This window comes from Candidatus Zixiibacteriota bacterium, from assembly GCA_035380245.1.
In the GTDB taxonomy this organism is placed as follows: Bacteria; Zixibacteria; MSB-5A5; order GN15; family FEB-12; genus DAOSXA01.
Genome location: DAOSXA010000002.1, coordinates 604,710 through 627,155 on the forward strand (window position 1 = coordinate 604,710; position 22,446 = coordinate 627,155).

17 protein-coding genes are annotated in these 22,446 nt (G+C 52.4%); 11 read left to right on the forward strand and 6 right to left on the reverse strand.

Going from position 1 to position 22,446, the window contains the following annotated elements:
• The 6 genes from PLF13_07775 (at position 1) to PLF13_07800 (ending at position 6,435) form a co-directional block, all read left to right on the forward strand.
• Positions 1–270: a zinc ribbon domain-containing protein gene (locus tag PLF13_07775; protein HOP07172.1), complete on the forward strand. Its 270-nt coding sequence runs from the start codon at positions 1–3 to the stop codon at positions 268–270.
• Between the two features lie 73 nt (positions 271–343).
• Entirely contained in the window at positions 344–1,717 is a 1,374-nt protein-coding gene (locus tag PLF13_07780; protein ID HOP07173.1) for an FAD-linked oxidase C-terminal domain-containing protein, read from the forward strand.
• A 155-nt stretch (positions 1,718–1,872) separates the two neighbouring features.
• Positions 1,873–3,174, forward strand: coding sequence for a citrate (Si)-synthase (locus tag PLF13_07785; protein HOP07174.1), 1,302 nt, complete (start codon positions 1,873–1,875; stop codon positions 3,172–3,174).
• Between the two features lie 157 nt (positions 3,175–3,331).
• On the forward strand, positions 3,332–3,931 hold the full coding sequence (locus tag PLF13_07790; GenBank protein ID HOP07175.1) for a sigma-70 family RNA polymerase sigma factor: 600 nt from the start codon (positions 3,332–3,334) through the stop codon (positions 3,929–3,931).
• 6 nt (positions 3,932–3,937) lie between these two features.
• Positions 3,938–4,249, forward strand: coding sequence for a hypothetical protein (locus PLF13_07795; GenBank protein HOP07176.1), 312 nt, complete (start codon positions 3,938–3,940; stop codon positions 4,247–4,249).
• A 146-nt stretch (positions 4,250–4,395) separates the two neighbouring features.
• Positions 4,396–6,435 (forward strand): PKD domain-containing protein, encoded by a 2,040-nt coding sequence (locus PLF13_07800; GenBank protein ID HOP07177.1) that lies wholly within the window; start codon positions 4,396–4,398, stop codon positions 6,433–6,435.
• On the opposite strand, the gene PLF13_07805 is transcribed toward PLF13_07800, so the two are convergent.
• From PLF13_07805 to cobO, 5 genes are all read right to left on the reverse strand, one after another.
• Positions 6,432–8,474, reverse strand: coding sequence for an ATP-binding protein (locus PLF13_07805; protein HOP07178.1), 2,043 nt, complete (start codon positions 8,472–8,474; stop codon positions 6,432–6,434). The two genes, PLF13_07800 and PLF13_07805, sit on opposite strands and share 4 nt — an antisense overlap.
• A 42-nt stretch (positions 8,475–8,516) precedes the next feature.
• A complete protein-coding gene (locus PLF13_07810) occupies positions 8,517–10,472 on the reverse strand; it encodes an ATP-binding protein (protein ID HOP07179.1) in 1,956 nt (651 codons plus the stop codon).
• Positions 10,473–10,917: 445 nt separating this feature from the next.
• Entirely contained in the window at positions 10,918–11,853 is a 936-nt protein-coding gene (gene trxB / locus PLF13_07815; GenBank protein ID HOP07180.1) for a thioredoxin-disulfide reductase, read from the reverse strand.
• A gap of 4 nt (positions 11,854–11,857) precedes the next feature.
• Positions 11,858–12,742 (reverse strand): complex I NDUFA9 subunit family protein, encoded by an 885-nt coding sequence (locus tag PLF13_07820; GenBank protein HOP07181.1) that lies wholly within the window; start codon positions 12,740–12,742, stop codon positions 11,858–11,860.
• Positions 12,739–13,290: a cob(I)yrinic acid a,c-diamide adenosyltransferase gene (cobO, locus tag PLF13_07825; GenBank protein ID HOP07182.1), complete on the reverse strand. Its 552-nt coding sequence runs from the start codon at positions 13,288–13,290 to the stop codon at positions 12,739–12,741. Before cobO ends, PLF13_07820 begins: the two co-directional genes overlap by 4 nt.
• 274 nt (positions 13,291–13,564) lie before the next feature.
• On the opposite strand from cobO, the gene PLF13_07830 reads away from it, so the two are divergent.
• The 5 genes from PLF13_07830 (at position 13,565) to PLF13_07850 (ending at position 20,799) form a co-directional block, all read left to right on the forward strand.
• The gene (locus PLF13_07830) at positions 13,565–14,023 is read left to right on the forward strand and encodes an Rrf2 family transcriptional regulator (GenBank protein HOP07183.1); all 459 of its coding nucleotides are present in this window, start codon (positions 13,565–13,567) and stop codon (positions 14,021–14,023) included.
• Positions 14,024–14,099: 76 nt separating this feature from the next.
• Positions 14,100–14,654, forward strand: coding sequence for a dCTP deaminase (gene dcd / locus PLF13_07835; GenBank protein ID HOP07184.1), 555 nt, complete (start codon positions 14,100–14,102; stop codon positions 14,652–14,654).
• Positions 14,655–14,709: 55 nt separating this feature from the next.
• Complete coding sequence (gene nifJ / locus PLF13_07840) at positions 14,710–18,330, forward strand: pyruvate:ferredoxin (flavodoxin) oxidoreductase (GenBank protein HOP07185.1); 3,621 nt, start codon at positions 14,710–14,712, stop codon at positions 18,328–18,330.
• Positions 18,331–18,753: 423 nt separating this feature from the next.
• Positions 18,754–19,608 carry a hypothetical protein gene (locus PLF13_07845; GenBank protein ID HOP07186.1) on the forward strand — a complete coding sequence of 285 codons (855 nt, stop codon included), beginning with the start codon at positions 18,754–18,756 and terminating at the stop codon, positions 19,606–19,608.
• Positions 19,609–19,764: 156 nt separating this feature from the next.
• Entirely contained in the window at positions 19,765–20,799 is a 1,035-nt protein-coding gene (locus PLF13_07850; protein ID HOP07187.1) for a hypothetical protein, read from the forward strand.
• A gap of 74 nt (positions 20,800–20,873) precedes the next feature.
• Here the strand turns inward: PLF13_07850 and PLF13_07855 are convergent, their stop codons facing one another.
• Positions 20,874–22,370, reverse strand: coding sequence for a leucyl aminopeptidase (locus PLF13_07855; GenBank protein ID HOP07188.1), 1,497 nt, complete (start codon positions 22,368–22,370; stop codon positions 20,874–20,876).
• Between the last annotated feature and the right edge of the window lie 76 nt (positions 22,371–22,446).

Sequence of the window (22,446 nt, forward strand, 5' to 3'; positions counted from 1 at the left end):
ATGCCGACTTACCTATACCACTGCCTTGATTGCAAGTACGAATTCGAGGAGTTTCAATCAATCACCGATCCGGTCATCGACAAATGTCCGAAATGTGGCGGCCGAGCGGAACGGATAATCACAGGCGGGGTGGGATTTCTTTTCAAAGGATCGGGATTCTATATCACCGATCACCGTAGTGCTTCTTACAATAAAGCCAAAGCGGCCGACACCTCAGGCAGCGCCGGGTCATCTCCGCCGCCTCCGCCGAAAAGCTCCAATAACAAATAACCAATTAGATCGACCAACGGCGTACATCGGTACTATGTTGACTTTATTGCAATTGTTGCGATAGTTGTGTTCAATGAACACATTTTCTGACATAGAAAAACTCCGTCCGCTTCTCTCCCCTGCGGCCGAGTTGATCGTTGACCTGACCGGCGATTACGAGAAATATCGCCAGGATGCCACCGAAGAGCAGGGTAATCCGGCAGCGGCGGTTCTGGCTGCCTCTGAGGCGGATGTAATCGCCACGATGCTCTTCGCCCGCGAACGTGGCCTGGCGGTGGTCCCGCGTGGCGCCGGTACCGGATTGAGCGGCGGTGCCGTCCCGGCCGAGGGCTCGATCGTGCTGAGTGTCGAGCGCATGAACGAGATTCGGATTGATCCGAAAGCATGTCGAGCCGTTTGCGGACCGGGCACGATAACCAAAGACCTTTTGGACGCAGCCGCCCCTTACGATCTGACTTATCCCCCCGATCCCGCTTCTTACCTTGAATGCTCGCTCGGCGGTAATGTCGCCGAGAACGCCGGTGGTCTGCGCTGCAAGCGGTTTGGCGTGACGCGCGACTATGTGCTCGGTTTGAGAGCGATAACTGTCGAAGGGACGGTGTTGAAAACCGGCTGTTACAACAACAATCGAGGATTCAACCTTGGTGATTTGCTGATCGGTTCGGAGGGCACCCTGGCGATCGTGACCGAAATGACTCTGCGACTGATCCCCACTCCGTTGCGGGGAAGTTGTATCCTGATAGCCTTTGACGCTGAAACCGATGCCGCCCAAAGCGTCGCTCAAATCACACGAGCGGGAGTAATTCCAACCGTGATGGAGTATCTTGACCGGGACGCTGCGGCTTGTTCCAACCGCTACGAGAAAACGGAAGGGCTCGACGATGTGGCGGCTATCCTGCTGATTGAGACTCAGGGAGAACGGGATCGTGAACAACTGGAGCAGGTAACTGAAATTAGTCGCGGCAATCACTGCTCTTTTCTTCGCATCGAGCATGATCCAGCTAAAATCGAAGAATTATGGCGTGTCCGCCGGAATCTATCGAAAGCCATCCGCGATGTAGCGATTTTCCGATACAATGAGGATGTCGCCGTCCCGGTTTCACAATTTATGACCCTGATCGGCTTCGTAGCAGCGGAAAACGCAGCCGGTCCGTTACGTATCAACGCTTTCGGCCACGCCGGCGACGGCAATCTCCATGTCAGCTTCCTCTCCATGACCGGCAGTAATGAAGAGATCGCACTGATCGCCGCCGCGCGAGAACGTTTGTATCGGAAAACAATCGAACTAGGGGGCACCTTATCAGGCGAACACGGTATTGGATCACACAAGGGAGTGTATCTGCCGTGGGAATTTGATGCCGTCACACTAGGTGCGATGCGAAGCCTGAAAGACCTGTTCGACCCTACCCTCCAAATTAATCCCGGTAAAATTTTCGCAACTTTGTAATTTTCCCGATCGCTTGTCCTGCAATCTCTTGACATTAAACAAAGTTTGTTTTATTATTCCAACCCCAATGTGAAACGTTTCACATTTGCCTTGACCATGTTGAAAACAATGACGCTTACCAATACGAACCAACGTCAAGTACAAAGGAGCTGCACATGGCCAAAGTGAAGACTTTGAAGGAGACCTTGGCCGACATGATCCCGAAGCTACGCAAGGATCGCGCCAATCTCATGAAGCAGTACGGCGATATCCGTATTTCTGAGGCAACAGTAGCACAGGCGATCGGCGGTATGCGCGGAATCAAAGGAATGGTCTGCGATACGTCCGTGGTCGAACCGGACAAAGGTCTTATCATTCGCGAAGTACATCTCGGCAAATTGACTCAAAGACTGCCCGAGGAAATTTTCTGGATGCTGATCACCGGCAAACTGCCCACCAAGGGTGAGCTGGCTCTGTTCCAGAAAGAATTGAAGAAGTACGGCAAAGTCCCGGATTACGTATGGAAGGTTCTTCGGGCGATGCCGAAAAGCTCTCACCCGATGGCGATGCTCGATACCGCTATCCTGGCCATGGAGAACGAGTCTGCTTTCCGCAAGCGTTACACGGAAGGCATGACCAAGCTCGAGTACTGGGAGCCGACCCTCGAGGATGCCATGCGTGTTATGGGAACGATCCACACCATCGCAGCGGGCGTCTACCGCATCAAGTACAACAAAGGCGCTCTGATCAAGCCGTCATCGAAACTCGACTGGGCGGCTGATTTTGCCCGCATGCTGGGTTTGCCCCCGAAGAAGGGCGAAGTTGCCAACATGATGCGGCTCTATCTGACCTTGCATTGCGATCATGAAGGCGGTAACGTCTCGGCCAACACCTGTCACACGGTCGGATCGGCTCTCTCGGATGCTTTCTACTCAGTCTCCGCCGGTTTGAACGGACTGGCCGGCCCTCTGCACGGTTTGGCCAATCAGGAATGCCTGAAATGGGTCCTTGAGACCATGGACAAGTTCGGCGGCGTTCCTACGACGAAGCAGATTGAAGACTACGCTTGGGAAACTCTGAACTCGGGCAAAGTGGTGCCGGGTTACGGCCATGCCGTTCTCCGCGTCACTGACCCGCGTTTCACGGCATTCAATAAGTTCGGCAAGAAGTATCTGCCGAATGATCCTATCTTCCAGACGGTCGACCGCGTTTTCAAGGTTGTCCCGAAGGTTCTCAAAGCTCACGGCAAGGCCAAAAACCCGTGGCCGAACGTCGATGCCGGTTCCGGCGCATTGCTGTACTACTACGGCCTCAGAGAGTTCGAGTATTACACCGTCCTGTTCTCGGTTTCTCGTTCGATGGGTATGCTGGCTCAGTTGGTTCTCAATCGTGCTCTCGGTACGCCGATCACGCGCCCGAAGTCGGTCAGCACCAAATGGCTGTGGAAACACTGCCGCACCAACACGAAGAAGAAATAAGTCTGATCTCCAGGCTTTGCGCATGAGCGGTCCCGCCGGGACCGCTCTTTTTTTATGCTGGTAGCTCTGCTGATATCGATTGATGTTGACCCGTTCGGGGACGGCGCCGATCTTGCATTTGGATCGGGTTCAACATCCCGACTAAAGAATGGATATTATGACCGCGTCCGAGAACGACTCCGATTTCCTTAGCGATCCCTCCAAGTGGGTTGACCACTACGGCAGCTACCTGTATAACTACGCTTATTCGCGATTACACAACCGATCAGCAGCCGAGGACGTGGTACAGGAAACATTCCTCGCCGCTCTGAAGGGGCGCAAGAACTTTGCCGGGGAATCATCCGAGCGCACCTGGCTGACCGGCATTCTGCGGCATAAGATAATCGACCATTTGCGGCGCATCTACCGTGATAATCCGGAACCTGAAGGGGAAACATCGCCCGGAGCTGGTGCGTTTCGCGAGTCCGGTCGTTGGAAGGGACATTGGAATCCGGACCGGTCACCGGCCGATTGGGGCGATAGCCCGGAACGATTCCTCGAAAGTGAGGAGTTCTATCGGGTTCTGGATGAATGTATTGCGTTGCTGTCGGCAAGGACGGCAGCAGCCTTTGTGCTATATCAAATGGAAGAGATATCTTCTGACGAAGTATGTAAGCTTTTGTCTGTAACACCGACTAACCTTTGGGTAATGCTTCATCGGGCCCGGACACAATTGCGCCAGTGCCTGGAGCGGAATTGGATCGGTAGAAAGGACTGACAATTCGTGGCAATCGATCTACACAAATTCCAATGGAAGTTGAGAGGATGGGTAGCCTCATTTCTGCCTCCATGCGAGGAAATTACCAAAGGACTCTCCAGAGCACTCGACCAGCGTCCAAGCCTGAAGCAGCGTTTCATTATGAGGCTGCATCTATATACCTGTCCATGGTGCACGCGATATCGTAAGCAAATCAAGTTCGTGGATGAAGCGGTGAAGCAGCGTGGTCACGCTGACTCGATCGGCCTGCCTGACTCCTTCAATCAAGCGACCGCAGAGCGCATCAAGGCGAGATTGCGACAGTCTTCCGACCAGTAGTTCATTCCCGCATCAACGGCAAGTTGTAAGCCCCGGTCGAGATTCCATGTAAGGTTATCGATCCGGTTCGCGACCAATCCTCAGAAACAGAACATCACATCCCCAATTGATAAGACGAATTTCTTTCGTCGCGAAAGGAAGCATTGATGCTGTATCAAACTGCTAAGGGTGGACTATACCCGAGAATAGGAATCGCCCTGCTGCTGCTTATAGCGGTGGTTTTCCAGCCCCGGCCGGCTCAGGCTACGATCATTGACGTGCCCGACGATCAGCCAACAATTCAGGCCGGGATTGACGCTGCTCAATATCTGGACACGGTTCTCGTGGCTGATGGACGCTACTACGAAAATATCACGTTCGGCGGCAAATGGATCGTGTTGGCTAGTCATCACCTGATCGACAGTGATCCCAGACATATCTTCAACACGATCATCGACGGCTCCCAACCTGTCAATCCGGATACGGCTAGTGTGGTGCGAATCGTCAACAGTGAAAATTCCTTTACTATTCTCCATGGCTTCACCATCACCGGGGGCACCGGAACGATTTGGGCCGACGAGCACGGCTTCGGTGATTACCGCGAAGGCGGCGGCATTTTGTGCGCGGGGACATCGCCGATTATCCGCTTCAACAATATCATCGATAATGAAGCCGTACTCGTAACCAGCGGACTGAACAGCGCCGGCGGTGGCGCAATTCGTGTTGGTGACGGGAACCCATTGATCACGAACAACATTATCATGTACAACCGTGGCCGTTATGGCGCCGGCATCGTATTCAATTTCGCTTCGGGAACGGTCATGAACTGCGTCATCGCTCATAACAGTGGTGGTGAGGATTACGCCGGCTCGGGCATTTGGAAATACCAGGGGACCACAAGCTTCATAGAAAATAACACCATCGTTTATAATACGTCGGCTATCGCGGGTGGAGGTGTTTATTGCTGGGCGGCCAACATGGTCCTGAACAACAACATCATCTGGGGAAACACCGCTCCCGCAGCGGCGCAGATCAGAATAACGGGAGCCACCGTGACCGCGTCATACTGCGCCGTACAGGGAGGTTATGCCGGAACGGGCAACATTTCCGACGATCCACAGCTCTTCGGTGAGTATTTCTATCATTCCGAAAATTCTCCGTGTATCGATGCCGGCAATCCGAATGGAAGCTATGTCGATCAGGCTGATCCCTCAACGCCCGACAGCGCCTGGTGGCCATCACGCGGTACAACGATCAACGATATCGGCGCTTATGGCGGTCCCGGAGCTGAACCGTTTGAACGCCTGGCGGTATTCGCCGAGCCAACGCTCGGTTGGGTCCCACTTGAGGTTAGTTTTAAGTCGGAATCACGGAGTTCCGGAGATAATTGGTTATGGCTGTTCGGCGACGGTGACAGTGCCTTTTCTTCCGCGGTGTCGCACCTCTATGAAGAACGCGGCTGGTACGATGTAAGTGTGCTTAACATTGACGGCGTAGATACGATAACGACAGTCGCAACTAATCTGGTGGCGGCACTCTCCGATTCACTGCAGTCTGACTCGGTCACCGTGGAATCAGGTCAGGAAGCGATAATCAGAATTGTCGCGGTAAACACGATACCTCTCAGTTCAATGACTGTCCCCGTCGAATACAGCGGCAGTGTCGCTCTCGTTCTGGATTCGTTTAACACCGTCGGCTGTAGAACAAACTATTTCGACTACGTGGAGCAAACACATTCCGCAGAGTCATACAGCCTGGCCACATTCACGTTAACAGCCTCTCCTTCAGGATCAACGCCTGATCTCGAGCCGGGAACCGGACCGATTTTGAATCTGTTCTTTCACGTCACCGGTTCACCGAACATCGGCGATACGACAGTCATTGCCCTTGACGGATATGCCGGTCACATGCCTCTGTTCACAAGCGACCTGATCCAGTATACACCGCTTCTGGCCGCCGGTCACATCGGTTATACCAGTTGTTGTGTTGATTACCGAGGCAATGTTGACAACGATCCGAATCAGTTGATTACAATCGCCGACCTGGTTTATCTGGTCGATTACATGTTCAATTCCGGACCCGAACCGATCTGCATGAAGGAGGCCAACATCGATGGCGACTTTCTAGGTCAGATAACCGTGGCCGATTTAGTCTATCTGGTTAACTACATGTTCGACCAGGGACCGTTGCCGGTAATATGCTACTAGATTGCAGGTGATACCGAGGGAAGACGGATAATAACGGACACTCCGCCCAGGTGGCTGGATTTGATCGACAGCTCTCCCCCGAGTTGTTGTACGAGTTTGTGAACGGTAGGAAGACCGAGTCCGGTGCCGGCGTCTTTGGTGGTAAAATACGGCGTCAGGACTTTATCGCGCAGTTCGGGAGGAATTCCAGGACCGGAATCATGGAAAATGATTTCAACATGCTTCGCATTCGTTGCTACTTCTATCTCAACTTTGCCAGGCTCTCCGGCCAGAGCTTCCTTGGTGTTGTTGAACAGGTTGATCATAATCTGTCGCATGGCGTCAGGATCGGCAGCTACCTCCACCTCATCGTCACACACCAAAGTGATATCAATGGATAGCCGCGCGGCCTCACTCGACAGGAAGCTGATTATCTCAGTAAGAAAGGGCTTCAACGCTAGCGGTTTACTGCGTTTGCGATCTTCCCGAGCCAGAGCCAGAAAACGAGTGATGATATCGTTCAGTCGACGCGTTTCCGAGCGGATCTGGTCGGTGATGGTTCGGAATTCATCACCGGCTTCGGTAGGTTGGAACTCCGCTTTAAGGCGCTGGGCTGCGATAGAGATAGTATTCAACGGATTGCGTATTTCGTGCGCCACCCCGGCCGCCAGGTTTCCCATCTCTGAGAGCCGTTCCCGCCGGGCGGCATCGCGCTCGAATCGTTTCATCTCGGTGACATCATTGACGGTAGCTACCAGGGCGACATGATCGCTGGTTTCTGAAATCAGATTCGACACGGCCACTAACAGAGTTCGTTCCTGTCCCTGGTTATCGGTAAGAATCAATTCATTCTCATGCAACGGCCCCGGCGTCTCGGTCAGATGTTGGTATTGAAGACGGTGATCCGAGAAAATATCATCCCAGCGGTGACCGACGGTATCCGTTTGTCCCATGATACCGTTGAAGGCCTGATTGCTAAGAATAACCATACCCTGCCGATCCACGGCCGCGACTCCGGTGTTCATTTGATCGAACAGGCGATATGAAATAGTTTTAATTTCGGAGTATTGCCGGGATATCTCACGACGTCGACGACGGCTGTTGAGTAATAGCATAGCTGTCAAAGAAAGCCCGAACAACACCACCGCCAACGAGATCATCAGCCGGTCGAAACCACGTGAGACATTGCGATAGCCTTCAAGAGACCAGCCGACTCGCAGAAGACCAAACGGGTATTGCGCCGAAGCGAAAGGTCTTACCGATTCGAGAACCTCGTGCCCCTGGAACTCGTAGATACGGTGCTGGATACTGTCGGCATCCAGAGCAGCCGTAAGAAAAGGATCGGACTCGATGGAAAGAAGGTTCCCGGGACGTCGCGAGGCGAAGATAATCCCTTCGGTCGATTGATAAATGATATACTCGACGCCTGCCTCGCGCGCCATATTCTGAGCCAGGTAACCAATTTGTCCCTCCTCCATCATATCAACGTAAGAGTCGGCATCGGCAGCCAGACCGAATACATGCTGAAGGTCGGCGGCAATCTCAAGGTAGTAATGTCTTGGACGACCATCGGGGGTATCTTCATCGAGTAATAAGGCAAACTGCTCTTCGGGATTAGCAAGAAGATTGCGAGCCTCTGTTATAACGAATTCGGGTGGCCCCGAGAACAGCCCGCGCACCACTCCTTCGGCCATGATTTGACCGGTGGAGTCGAATCCGAAAACACCGAGCAGATCATGCTGCAGGGCCATTCGTGTAAGGATGCGATCGGTCGGGCGAAACGTTTCTTCGGAGACCAGAGGGCGCAGGATTTCACTGTAACGAAGTTGAGTGAGTTGGTCTATTCGCGCCTCGGAGGCAATCGCCGCATCGGAAGCCTGAGCCAGTGCCTCGGTGAAAGCCGCCCCCTGCATGCGGAGAAGCTGGAGTGAATCCTCGCGGCTCTCACGGATGGACAGGAAAGCCATCGCAGCCAGCACAACCGCCACGAGTAAAATAAGCAGAATCAGCAGGCGCTGACTTATGACTTTCGATGAATCCTTGTTGATGGTCGCGGCCATGACAAAAATGAATCCGCCCTCACCGGCATCAGCAACAAAAAGTTAACCGGAGATAACGGCCATATCTTCTCTGGTGGTAATCTCACCGGTCGCCTCGCTCTGGACGATAGGGATCACCGTAGAGAAACAAGTCCGCTCGGAGCGGTCATAACTGATTTGACCTGAATGGGAATCGATGATACGACGGCAGGTGATCAACCCGTAACCGTGTCCTTTACGCTTGGTCGTAAAACGCTTCTCAAATAAGAGCGGCCTTTTATCCTCAGGCACCCCGGGACCGGAGTCAATAACTTCAATGGAGGCACGCTTATCGGCGCCGTCTTTGACAAGATGCGACCGAACACATATTTCTTTCACTTCGGACTCGGCTACGGCATCGGCGGCGTTGTTGAGGAGATTCACCATCACCTGTTGCATTTGACTGATGTCCAGTTCCACCAACGAAAGATTGCTGTCGAGATCGGCTTCAATGGTGATGTTGTCGAAGCGGTTCTGCGGCTTGAGAAAAGCGATGATGTTCTGGATCAACTGGTTCAGATCGACTTTATCGAATTGAATATCATCGGCATTTACATCCATGAGACCATCGGTGAAATTGGCAATTTTGTCGACCGTGCTTTTCATGAGTGTCAGCTTGGTATTGATCTTTTCCTGATCACCGCGCTTCAGGAAAAGCGGCATGAGTTCTATGTTACCGGATAGTACGGCCAGGAAGTTGTTGATTTCGTGAGCGATATCGCCCGCCATTTCACCGCGGGTGTAATAACGATCCACCCGGACCATCATCTCCTGGAAACTCTTACTTTCGGTAATATCCATGAGATTCAGGAGATAGGCGGAGGTGTTGCCGGTAGGACTGGTGACCGAACAAGCCATGAGATACGCCGGAAATTCTTCAGCGTTCTTCCGTCGACAAATCACTTCCACACCCACGCTTTCGTTTGTCAATGTGGGTAAGTGGTCCTTATCGGGGGCATTGACGAACAGCTTGTCGACCGTCATGCCAATCGCCTCATCGACGGAATAGCCAAAAGTCTCAACCGCCTTGCGGTTGTAAATCACTATCTCCCCTTCCAGAGACACCGCGATGACGGAGTTCGGAGAATACTCGATCAAAGTCGACAGAAAAACCTGAACTTCAGCCTGTGAAAGATATGCCTCCTGGATCATACGATTGAATTTCTCAAGTCGCCTGCGGTTGGCAAACAAAGTCTGTGACATCTCGTTGAAGGCCTCGATCAGGTGGCTGATCTCCTCGTCCCCCTCGGCTTCGACCATGTGATAAACTTCACCGTTGGAGGTCCGAGTGAGACCTTCCTGAAGTTTGCGCAAAGGATCACGGAAACGGCGATAGACGAGATATACGGTCAACAACGATACCAGCACCGAACCGAGAAAGAGGAGCATCATGCCATAGGCGACATCGGAGCGCGCCGATACGAGTAAGTTATGTCGACCGGCCGTGACAAGAACAACCGGAGTTTCTGCGTATATCCCCAGACGGTGATATTGGACCAGGTGCTCAGGGGCAATATCCTGTTGAACGTGTGTTCCCCGTTCGTGAGAGGTCATTAGTTTAACGGTAGCAAGATTTACCGGGCTGGATACGTTTGTTTCTGCATCCTGAGGCATCGGCAGATCTCCGGAATGGAGCGACCAGATCATATCAATCCGATGATCAGGCGTGCCCGCATACAAGGCAACAGAGCTAATGGCCGGCATCAGATTAACCAATGGCGCCAGACGAGAGGTCAGACGTTGACTTAGATCACTCGAAACGGGATCAATGGAGACTTCAGCCAGAATGCTGTCGACCTCCTGGGCAAGTAATTCAGAATCACGACTCACCGACGACAGGTCTAATTCTCCAAAGCTGTTATTGCTGGGGAAGAACAAAATCATCGCCAGGGCGGCAAAAACAAACAGGACCTGAATAACAATAAGGTGCCCCAAACGCCCCATTAAACCAACTCCGGATCGACCATCAGTATATGCCATTATGTAAGCTCCTGCCGCTGCGAGTTATGCTTAACAATATCGGCAGGATACCTGATTTCTAAAACCGGAGGGATAAAGGGATAGAAAGCGGTGAAAAGAAATAGGGAGTGGTGGAGGGGGGATGCCCGACTCTATCGTCAGGTGGCTGGAAAACCAGCACGCACCACTCCCTTATCCTTTATACTGTAGACAGAAATGTCTGTCTTAAAAAAAGCAAGAAACATGCCGCTCCCCGTCGGCAAGTCGAGTTCGGTCCCTCGGTGAGTCGTGTTATCTTATAGTATAACATTATGTTACACAACCATGAAGGCCGGGTTCTCTTACCTGTATGATACTAAAAAAGTCGTTTAGAAATAACTAATTGATTGCAGGATATTGCAGGTACAGCGAAAAAAAAGCCCCATAAATCCTTGTTTTTGGGGCTTTTTTGATCTTCGTCGTAAGTCTATCCCTCGAGTTCCTCGATATGCTTTTCGGCTGCGACGGCCGCAGTAGTACCGTCACCAACAGCATTGGTAATCTGTCGCACGAGTTGAGCTCGAACATCACCACAGGCAAAGATGCCCTTGATCGAGGTTTCCATCTTGTCGTCGGTGATAATGTATCCGCCCTTGTCCTTACGGAGAGCCTCACGGGTGATATTGGAATTGGGGCGGAAACCAAGGAACGGAAACACCGCTCCGCACTCGAGTTGTGACTTCTCTCCTGTTTTCACGTTCTTAAGAGCGAGATTCGTCACTTGCTTGTCGGAGCCGTTGATCGATTCTACGATTGTATCCCAGATGAATTCTATCTTGTCGTTCTTAAAAGCCCGGCTTTGAATTACCCTAGCCGCTCGCAGTTCATCACGACGATGAATAATATAAACCTTGGAGGCAAACTTAGTCAGGTACATACCTTCCTCGACTGCAGCATCGCCGCCGCCCACAACCGCAATCACCTGTCCCCTGAAAAAAGCGCCGTCACAAATGGCACAATAAGAGACACCTTTACCGGTATATTCAGCCTCGCCCGGCACCCCCAACTTAACCGGTGATCCCCCGGTACTGAGAATAACTGCCTTGGCGCGGTAGACATCGCCAGAGGCACAGCGGACCATGCGGTCGTTGCCCTCGACATAAACCTCGACTACTTCATCGCTGGCTACCTGAAGTCCGAATTTCCTGGCATGTTCGGCTATTTTTGTGGCCAGTTCGGCGCCGCTGATACGCTCGAAACCGGGATAATCTTCCACCTCTTCAGTGTTGGCAATCTGTCCGCCGGGGAGGTACTTCTCGATGGCTATTGTTTTACGCTCAGCACGGGCGCTATAAAGCCCTGCTGTCAGGCCGCCCGGACCACCGCCGACTATCACGATATCATACTTTTTCTCTTCAGCCATATCTTCACCCCATGTATGCTTGTAAACCTTCTTTCAAACTTATCGGTTCGATTCCGAACAACTTCTTCATCCGGCCGTTGTCACCGGTGTTACCCATTTGCATCATTGTCAGTTGATCACGTGTTAGCGGAGCCGGCTTTATTACCGTTTCCATCAATCCGGCGCCGAAACGCATCAACCACACCGGTAAAAACAAATTGCGCCGGCGTTTGTTCAAAACGGATTTCAAGATATTAAGAATCTCGATATATTCAAGTTTTTCCGGACCGCCCAGATCGATCGTCTCACCGACAGCCTCAACCATTTCACACGAGCGTACGATAGCGGCAGTGACGTCGTCGATATGAATCGGTTGTAAACGATAACGCCCATCGCCGATTACCGGCGTTACCGGGGAACGTCGGATCATGTTCTCAAGCATGGAAACGAAACCGTCTCCCGGGCCGAAGATCACCGACGGCCTCAGGATAACGTACTCCAAACCGGACTGCACCACGGCCTGTTCTGCGGCATACTTGCTTTGGTGATAGCGCGAGGGGGCTTCCGCTCCGGTTCCCATCGCTGACAGATAAACAAGACGCCCGACACGGGCCTGACGACAGGCATCCACGACGTTGGCGGTTCCACGCACTACGGTTTTTTCAAAGGTCAGCTTACGCGTTTCCGCGATAATTCCAACCAGATGCACGACACAGTCGACTTCCGCAAACGCTGCGGTAAGCCCCTTGGGATCATCGACGTTTCCTGCGGCCGTCATCACCGCCTTATCGAACGGCAATTCCGCTGTCTGATGTCGTACGACTGCCGTCACCCGATGACCGGCTCGCACCAGCGCCCGTACCGTATGTCGACCGACGAATCCGGTCGCACCGGTAACGGCTATGTTCACCAGTCGATCCCTTTCTGCGCCAGAATACCTTTCTGGTAAGGATGCTTTATCTCTCCCATTTCGGTAATAAGGTCGGCTCGTTCTTTCAGTTCGTCGGTCATGCCGCGACCGGTAATGACCAGATGCTGCTCCGGTGAACGAGCGTCGAGGATCTGCTCCAGTTCTTCATCGGTAACGAGACCGAGGTCCATCGCTACATTCAGTTCATCCAGGATAACAAGTTGATAATCGCCTGACTTGATTTTCTCTATCGCGAGGGCTACCCCCTTGCGGGCCGCTTCGCGGTGCTCGGAGAATTCCTTCTGATCATCAACAATACCGACAAATCCCTCACCTACCGTATATAACTCCAGGTTCGGTTCGAGCCGTTTTACCCCTTTCAGTTCACCGTATTTCCAACTTCCTTTAACGAACTGAATCAGACAGATACGCCAGTCATAACCTACGGCGCGGACACACATTCCCAGCGCCGCGGTAGTCTTGCCCTTGCCGTTGCCGGTATAGACAACCAGCAATCCCTTCTTCTTGTCGGTCTCGTTCTCACTCATCAGTATTCCTTTAAGAGAGAACCGGCCTGCGGTATAGAATTTGGTGCTGCCGGTTCGAAGTCCGTTTTGTGTCTTAACATGGTTTGCATATCCTTTTAAGTCAACAAAGGGAATAACCAAAAGGGTCCTGAAGTAGTCGATATTTGTGAAAAACATCACCATTAGTATTTGACTAGATGGTCTATTTTGATTTAAATACCACCGAGTGGCGGGTTGGATTCTATTGTCCCGTTTGAAAGTTTGGACGCTAGTTCTGCTTGTAAGGAAGGTAGTAATGCAATTCACGAAAGCTGAGGAATATGGGGTTCTAGGGGTATTGCACCTGGCGGAAAAAGACCGTTCCACGGTCACGCCGCTTTCGGAAGTCTCGGAGGCGAAGCAAATTCCGGAGAAATTTCTGGCCAAGATATTTCAGTCGTTGTCAAGATCCGGTATCGTTCGATCACATAGAGGCGTCAGGGGCGGATTCGCTCTGGCCCGTGATCCCGAAAATATCACCGTACGTGAGGTTCTGGAGTCAATCCAGGGACCTTACCATTTGCTTAAATGTGTGGTGGATTTGGGAGCCTGTGAGCGAGACGGACGCAACTGTGCTTTAAGGCACATTTTGATCGAAGCGGAAGAACGACTCAAAGACGTTTTTGAGAGTAATACTCTGGCTGATATGGTTCGCTGGGAAGCTGAAAAACAAGGTGGTGTCAAGACCGAAGAAAATACCCCTCAACAGGCCTGATTTTCGGTTTACATTGGGCTAGATAGCGATTATCTTCCGGCCTGATTGTGACTTTGGTAACAAGGAATTGGTACGAATGCCGGTAAAGTCAGATCGCTGGATCATAGAAATGGCCCAGGAGCGCCGGATGATCGATCCGTTCGCACCGGAACAGGTGCGCCGTGGGATCAGTTTCGGGGTATCGTCTTATGGTTATGATATCAGCCTGTCCAACGAATTCAAGAAACTCAAGGACGGGGTATCGGGAGAGATCGATCCTCGAGCGGACAACAGCGATCTTTGGGAAAATGTCACCGCCGATTCATTGGTAATTCCGCCCAATTCTTTCGTTTTGGCCCGTACTCGGGAGTATTTCAGGATACCACGCGATGTCATAACGATTTGTTTCGGCAAATCGACTTACGCCCGTTGTGGCGTGGTGGTCAATGTCACCCCATTCGAGCCGGAATGGGAGGGCTATGCCACCATATCAATCTCAAACACCTCTCCCCTGCCGGTTCGTATTCATGCCAATCAGGGGATTGCTCAGCTTCTGTTTCTTGAAGCCAGTGAGCTCTGTCTGACATCGTACGGCGACAAACGAGGTAAATATCAGGCGCAGAAGGAAATCACTCCTTCGAAATCGGATTGAAGCGCCGACGGGATAAAATCGAATTCCACGTGTTTGAATAGATAGGAGTTGTGAGATGTCTGATAAAAAAGTAGCTTCAGCCGGTTACGTTGAAGCTGCCCAGCGCAAACGTAGAAAGGTGACGATCGACGGCAATAGCGCTGCCGCCTATGTGGCTCACGCCACCAACGAAGTCATCGCCATTTATCCGATCACGCCGTCATCAGGAATGGGTGAAATCTCCGATGAGAGATCGGCTGCCGGACTGACGAATATCTGGAATTCGATTCCGAACGTCGTTGAGATGCAGTCGGAGGCGGGCGCCGCCGGCGCCGTACACGGAGCCCTTACTACCGGTGCTCTGACGACAACCTTCACGGCCTCACAGGGTCTGTTGCTGATGATCCCGAACATGTTCAAGATCGCCGGCGAGATGACCCCAACCGTATTTCACGTAACGGCACGCGCCGTTGCCACCCATGCCCTGTCGATTTTCGGCGACCACAGCGATGTTATGGCGGCCCGCTCGACCGGTTTTGGTCTGCTCTCTTCCGCTTCCATACAGGAAGTCATGGACATGGCCCTGATCGCTCAAGCCGCCGCTCTTGAAAGCCGGGTTCCGTTCGTACATTTCTTTGATGGTTTCCGTACCTCACACGAGGTACAGAAGGTCGAAGAAATCACGTTCGACGACATGCGTGACTTATTGCCGCAAGAACTGATAACGGCGCATCGCGCTCGGTCGTTGTCTCCGGATACTCCGACCATCAAGGGAACTTCACAGAATCCCGATGTTTTCTTCCAGTCGCGTGAGACTGTCAATAAATACTACCTGGCCGCTCCCGAGATCGTGCAGAAGGCCATGGACAAATTCGCGGCCGTTGTCGGTCGTCAATACAAGCTGTTCGACTATATCGGTCATCCCGAAGCCGAGCGCATCGTAGTGGTAATGGGTTCCGGCGGCGAAGTAGTTCACGAGGTCATCGACAACCTGGTCGAGGCCGGTGAGAAAGTCGGTGTCGTCCGGGTACGTCTGTATCGCCCGTTCGCTTCCGAAGCATTCGTGGCGGCCCTGCCGAAAACAGTCAAAAAAATCGCCGTGCTCGATCGCACCAAGGAGCCGGGAGGCGTTGGAGAACCGCTGTACATCGACGTGCAGGCGGCTTTGTCCGAAGCGGTCGACAAAGGCTGGAAGCGTCCCGATGTCCGTCCGGTGGTAGTCGGTGGTCGTTACGGCCTCGGTTCGGCGGAATTCAATCCGCCGATGGCCAAGGCTGTTTTGGACAACCTCAAATCGGACGATCCGAAAAATCATTTCACCGTCGGTATCGTTGACGATGTTACCAATACCTCACTCGATGTAGACTATAACTACAACCTCGAGGGTGAGAATTTCCGCGGCCTGTTTTACGGTCTCGGTTCCGACGGTACGGTCGGCGCCAATAAGAACTCGATCAAGATTATCGGGGACTGGACTGACAATTATGCCCAGGGTTATTTCGTTTACGATTCGAAAAAGGCCGGTGCCATTACCGTTTCGCACGTTCGTTTCGGTAAAAAGCTAATCCAGAAACCGTATCTGATTACATCGGCACAGTTCATCGCCTGCCATAATTTCTCGTTCGTCGAGCGTTATGACATGCTCTCTCACCTGACACCGGGCGGAACGTTCCTTCTCAATGCACCGTACGGACCGGATAAAGTCTGGGATGAGTTGCCGAAAGAAGTACAACAGCAGATAATCGACAAGAAGGTCGAATTCTACGCGATCGATGCCATTGATCTCGCCAAGCAGTTGGGTCTCGGGGCTCGCATTAACATGATCATGCAAACCGCGTTCTTCATGATATCGGGCATCCTCCCGAAGGACGAGGCGATCAAGGCGATCAAGGAAATGATCAAAAAGACCTACAGCCGCAAGGGCGAGAAGGTCGTGCAGATGAACTACGCGGCGGTCGACGGCGCGATGGGTGCACTGCACAAGATCGAATATCCATCCAAGGTGACAACCGCCAAGACTTGTCCGCCGATCGTGCCGGACAACGCTCCCGAGTTCGTCAAGAAGGTGACCGCGGAAATGATCGCCGGTCGCGGCGACAAACTCCCGGTTTCGGCTTTCCCGGACGACGGTACCTATCCGACAGCCACGACCAGATTCGAAAAGCGCAATATCGCGGTCGATATCCCGGTATGGGATCCCAAAACCTGTATTCAGTGCAACATTTGTTCGATCGTTTGCCCGCACGCAGCGATTCGACCGAAGGTATACACGGCGGAATACAAGGATAAGGCTCCGAAGGGATTCAAGTTCGTCGAAGCCATGACCAAGCCGTTTGCCGGAATGTACTACACGCTTCAGATCGCTCCCGAGGACTGCACCGGCTGTGAGGTTTGTGTCAACGCCTGTCCGGCCTTTGCCAAAGACGCCGACGGCAACAAAACCGAGCTCAAGGCAATCAACATGTCGCTTCAGGCTCCGCTCCGTGAGCAGGAAGCCCGCAACTGGGATTTCTTTATTAACGAATTACCGGCTCCCGATCCGAGTCTGTTCAGTCTCGGCACGACCAAGGGTTCGCAGTTCGTTCAGCCGTTGTTCGAGTTCTCCGGCGCCTGCGCCGGCTGCGGCGAGACACCTTACCTCAAGCTGATGACTCAGCTTTTCGGCGACCGCGCTATCTGCGGTAATGCCACCGGTTGCAGCTCGATCTACGGCGGTAACTTACCGACTACCCCCTACGCGCGTCGCGCCGACGGACGCGGTCCGGCCTGGTCCAACTCTCTCTTCGAGGATTGTGCCGAATTCGCATTCGGTATGCGTCTCACGGCGGATCGTCTTCACACCTACGCCCTCGAGCTGGTTAAGGAGTTGGTCCCGGAGATGTACGATGCCATAGCCAATGCCGACCAGTCGGTTCAGGCAGGTATCGAAGAACAACGCGGCCGGGTGGCGGCCCTCATGGATCGTCTCAACACCATGAACGGCTCGGAGCGCGTGGCTGCTCTCAAGGCCGTAGCGCATTTCCTCGTCAAGAAGTCGGTCTGGGGTATCGGCGGTGACGGCTGGGCTTACGACATCGGCTTTGGCGGTGTGGATCATGTCATGGCCTCAGGACGCAACATTAACCTGTTGGTTCTTGACACCGAGGTATATTCCAACACCGGCGGACAGATGTCCAAATCGACACCACGAGGCGCTACCGCCAAATTTGCCGCTGCCGGCAAGCCGCTGTCGAAAAAGGACCTCGGTTATATCCTGATGACTTACGGCTCGGTATTCGTGGCTCAGGTGGCTCTCGGAGCCAGCCACAACCAGACGGTAAAGGCATTCATGGAGGCTGAGGCTTACAATGGTCCGTCGATCATCATCGCTTACAGCCATTGTATCGCCCACGGCATCAATATGTCGCACGGGCTTGACGAAGAAGAAAAAGCGGTCAAGGCCGGTCACTGGCTGCTTTACCGCTACAATCCTGACCTGGTTGCTCAGGGTAAGAACCCGTTGCAACTCGACAGCAAAGAGCCTACGATTCCCTTCGAAGAGTATGCTTATTCCGAGACCCGTTTCCGCTCTCTGAAGACTCAGAATCCAGAGCGGGCGGCGATGCTGATCAAGCTCGGACAACAGGATTGCAACCGTCGCTGGAATCTGTATTCGCAAATGGCGAAAATGGATTATTCCTCACTGAAAACGGAATAAACCAGAGACATGGTTGTCTATAAAGCAAAAGGCGGCTCGTGGAAACGAGCCGCCTTTTTTTGCGTCGGTTTTCCCTCCTAGGCCATCCGACTCTGTGCAAACCCGAGAACTTTGTGACAATACGGGCAAAAACATATAATGTCTTTCCCGACCCAAAGGGCAAATCCCTTCGTCCTGATATAAATCTCCGACAGCTCCTTCTCACAAAACGGACAAACCGGTCGCAACTCGTTTCGTTCTGAAACAGTCATGGGTAATTCGGACATTCGGACTTCGACTCCTGATAAATCTTTTACGATAGGTTTACCGGCTTACCGCATAATGTCGCCTATATTCAGCCCGTTGACAGGAAAATATCAAGATTTGCCGCCGTTCGTCCGATACTCTCAGAAAATGAGATTACTGTCCCAAATAGGAGGCAATATGCGTTCTCTGACGGCCATCACAGCAGCTTTGGTCATACTGCTTTGCGGAATCAACACCAGCTATGCTGCCAGTGACGATGAACAAATTTTGGTGAATCGCTTCCTCAAACAGGCTGAGGAATCCCACACCAACAAGCTGACTTTTGCATCTTTCAATTTCTCGATGGACCGGATTAACCGGAACAATGATTACAACAGCTTCGCCACCTACACGTCGCAGCAAATTAACGGTGCTTCGTTCAACTGGCTTGACAACGGTTTTTCCGTCGGCGCCGAAGTCGGTATGGTTTTCAAAGAGCGAATTGCCTGGTCGGTCGGCGGTGAATACTGGTTTAAAATGGGCGAAACGATCAGCGGGAGTTACATCTACGATAGTCCCCTGACCACAGCGACAACCGTAGACAATCCAACTTCTGAAATGTGGCTGTTAGGTTTCACCACCGGCGCCTGGTATTACCCGTTCGAGCATCCGACGGTTCGGAATGGTCTGACCAAACTTTCGCTGCGTGTCGGCGGTAATGTCGGATTCTATACCGTCAACTGGGATCTCTGGGATGAATACGCCAGCCTGAATATGGCGACCGAAAACGTAGCCGGGAACAATATCAGCTTCAAGGGTACAACGCTCGGATTCAACGTCGGTGTCGGCGGCGACCTGCCGATCAAATTCTGGGGACTTACTCTGGGAGCCGAAGTTGCTTATCAATATCTGAACTTCACGAATGTTGCCTGGTATAACACAACAGACCAGGAGATCATTGCAACCTATAATGGTACAACTGATGGACGGGTCGATCTGGACCTGTCAGGCCTTCGGGGCAAAATTGAGATTAAGAGATTCTTTAGCTGGTAAGATGTTGATATAAAGTTGCTTGAGGCGCCAGGGACGGCTTGCGGAAAGCTCGTCTCTGGCGCTTTTCCTTGCCCAACAAGAACGATCCAGAACTTGACAGACAGCGCCTCGGACCTGTTATTGGTGCGAAACAAAACGAACGATGGAGATAGAATTTTGAGCACTTGCAAAACGCTATTGATCGCAACAATCGTTATTCTGACAGCTTTTGCCGTCGGTTTCGGCCAGGATTCCGGCCCCAGGAAACTTACAGCCGAACAGGCAGGCGATATCGGCAAGCCACAGGGCCGCATCACCTTCTATCGTGAGGGCGCCGTTTGGGTTATGAACTGCGACGGGACCAATCAGCGCCTGGTATCCGATATTGAAAATGCCGGCGGGCGTCTTAGCTTCTCTCAGGACGACCGCGTAATCGTCTTCACTCGTTCCGGCCAGGTAAATACTCAGGCGCCGACAACGGGCGAAGGCGGGATGCACAAAGTTTACGACCTTTTTACCGCTTATCTTGATTCCGCCGATGTCGGCAACACACATTGGTGGCTGCGTCTGACTGATGATTTCGGCAGTCGGGCAGCCGAATGGAGCGCCGACGGGAGTAAGATCGTCTACAGTAAAGATCTTAACGGTCACGAGGCTTTTCCCTTAGGCCCCAACTACCAGATCGTTACAATCGCTCCGGATGGCTCTGACTACAATATCATCCGCAAAGACTGGGCTAATCCCGGTGACGAATTCATGCTGATGCCTTCGATGAATGCCAAAGGCGACATTGCCTTCGTTTACTACAAAGAAATGAAACCGGTTGGTTTTGCCGTCCTCTCCCCCGAGGAATACATGATGTCGATGCGGGAAATCGATGTCCTTGCGAGGCGGAATTTCAACTATCTCGCTCCGGCCTGGTCTCCCGACGGGAAATGGATTGCCTGCATCAGCAACGACATCGATAAACAGGGGCTCTATGTAACAACTCCCGATACCAAAGAGAAATACCTGGTTTGTGAGCCACCGATAGGCACCTATATACAGACTCAGAATCCGGGCTGGTCGCCGGATTCGAAGTGGATCACTTATGCCACCACCGATGGTTCCGTTTGGATTATCGATATCACCGGTAACAATCAGCGGCGTATCAGCGGTCCCGGCCTAGACAGTTCACCCGCCTGGTCAAAAACCACAGCGATGGACAAATAAACTCCCGCAAGATTGAGAAGAAACGAAAACGGCCGTTCGTAAGACGGCCGTTTTTTTCATATAAGCATTTATCGCTATAGCTTCTTCCAGTTGCTTAACAACTCCACCAGCAACCGCAAGCCGATACCTGTCACACCCTTGGGGATATAAGGACGTCCTGAAGGCTCTATATCCATATAGGCAATGTCGACGTGCGCCCAAGGCCAGTCACCGATAAAATTCTCCAGGAAGGCGCCGGCCGTCATGGTGGCGGCAGCCTTGCCGCCCGAGTTTTTGAGATCAGCAATGGAGGATTTCATAGCCTTGTGAAAATCATCCCACAGAGGCATTTCCCAGACTCGTTCGGCAGTTACGTCGGCGGCATCGCGAAGACGATCCATCAGTACCGGATTGTTTCCCATGATCGGCGCACCGGAATAACCCAATACATACAATGCTCCGCCGGTCAAGGTGGCAATATCGATTACCGCTTGCGGGTCGAAGACGTTGGCATAATCAAGAGCATCCGCCAGAATCAGACGACCTTCAGCATCGGTGTTGATGATTTCGATCGTCAATCCTTTACGCGATTTGACAATATCACCCGGTTTGGTGGCATGGGCCGACGGCATATTTTCAGCTAAGGGAGTCAGACCGATGATATTTTGCTTCAGCTTCAGCCTGGCCGCGGCAACCAGAGCCATGAGGACTATTGCAGAGCCGGTCATGTCCCCCTTCATCTCCTGCATTCCCTCGGATTTCTTCAGCGAAATTCCTCCGGAATCGAAGGTGACACCTTTACCGACCAGAACAATCGGCTTCTGTCCGGCACGCCCGCCCTTGTATTCGAGAACGATGAAGCGAGGCGGTTCATCGGAACCGCGAGCGACCGACAGCAAGGCCCCCATGCGTTCCTTCTTGATAGCATTTTCATCAAGCACGCGACAAGTAAGATTCGGCAATCCCTTCACTTCCTTGCGTGCCAGTTCGGCATAACTGCGTGGGGTTAATTCGTTGGAGGGGGTATCGGCCAGGTCTCTTACACGTGTTTGACCTTCGGCTACGATAAGTCCGCGTTCTACGGCTTTTTGGAGACGATTCATCAGCGGCTTGTTTTCAACGGCAAAGGTGATCGTCGCCAGCTGATTTTGCGATTTGGCCGCGTTGCCGGTTTTATATTTCAGCAGTTCATAGGATCCCAGAATGAACCCCTCTATCACAGCCTGGAAAACAGTCGCCTCTTCCTCATCACCCAAATAGAACGTAGCACTCTTATAGAGCCGCAGGCTGTTCATGCGAGAAACCGTTCCGGCGGCCCGGCGATATTTGTCATGGTCGTTTTTGTCGAGTTTCCCGAGGCCGGCCAGGATCAGCCGATCACACTGAAGTGCTTCCGGTCGTGTAACCACCGCCGTCTCACCACCGGCGCCGGTAAACTCTCCCGAATCGTACATGTCGAGAAAAGCACCGCCGGTAATCTCTACCAGCTTACGTAAATCCTTCGAATCGGCGTTTTCGATTAAAGGGACAAAAAGCACGATCGTCTTGTCTGAAAGATCAGACAGTTTGCCAAAAGTATAGTTCAGTCTCATTCGTTATCCTCCATTTATCGCAAGGTAGCGTTATAGTTGATAACGGTCAACCGATTCGAGGGGAAATGTTGGAAAG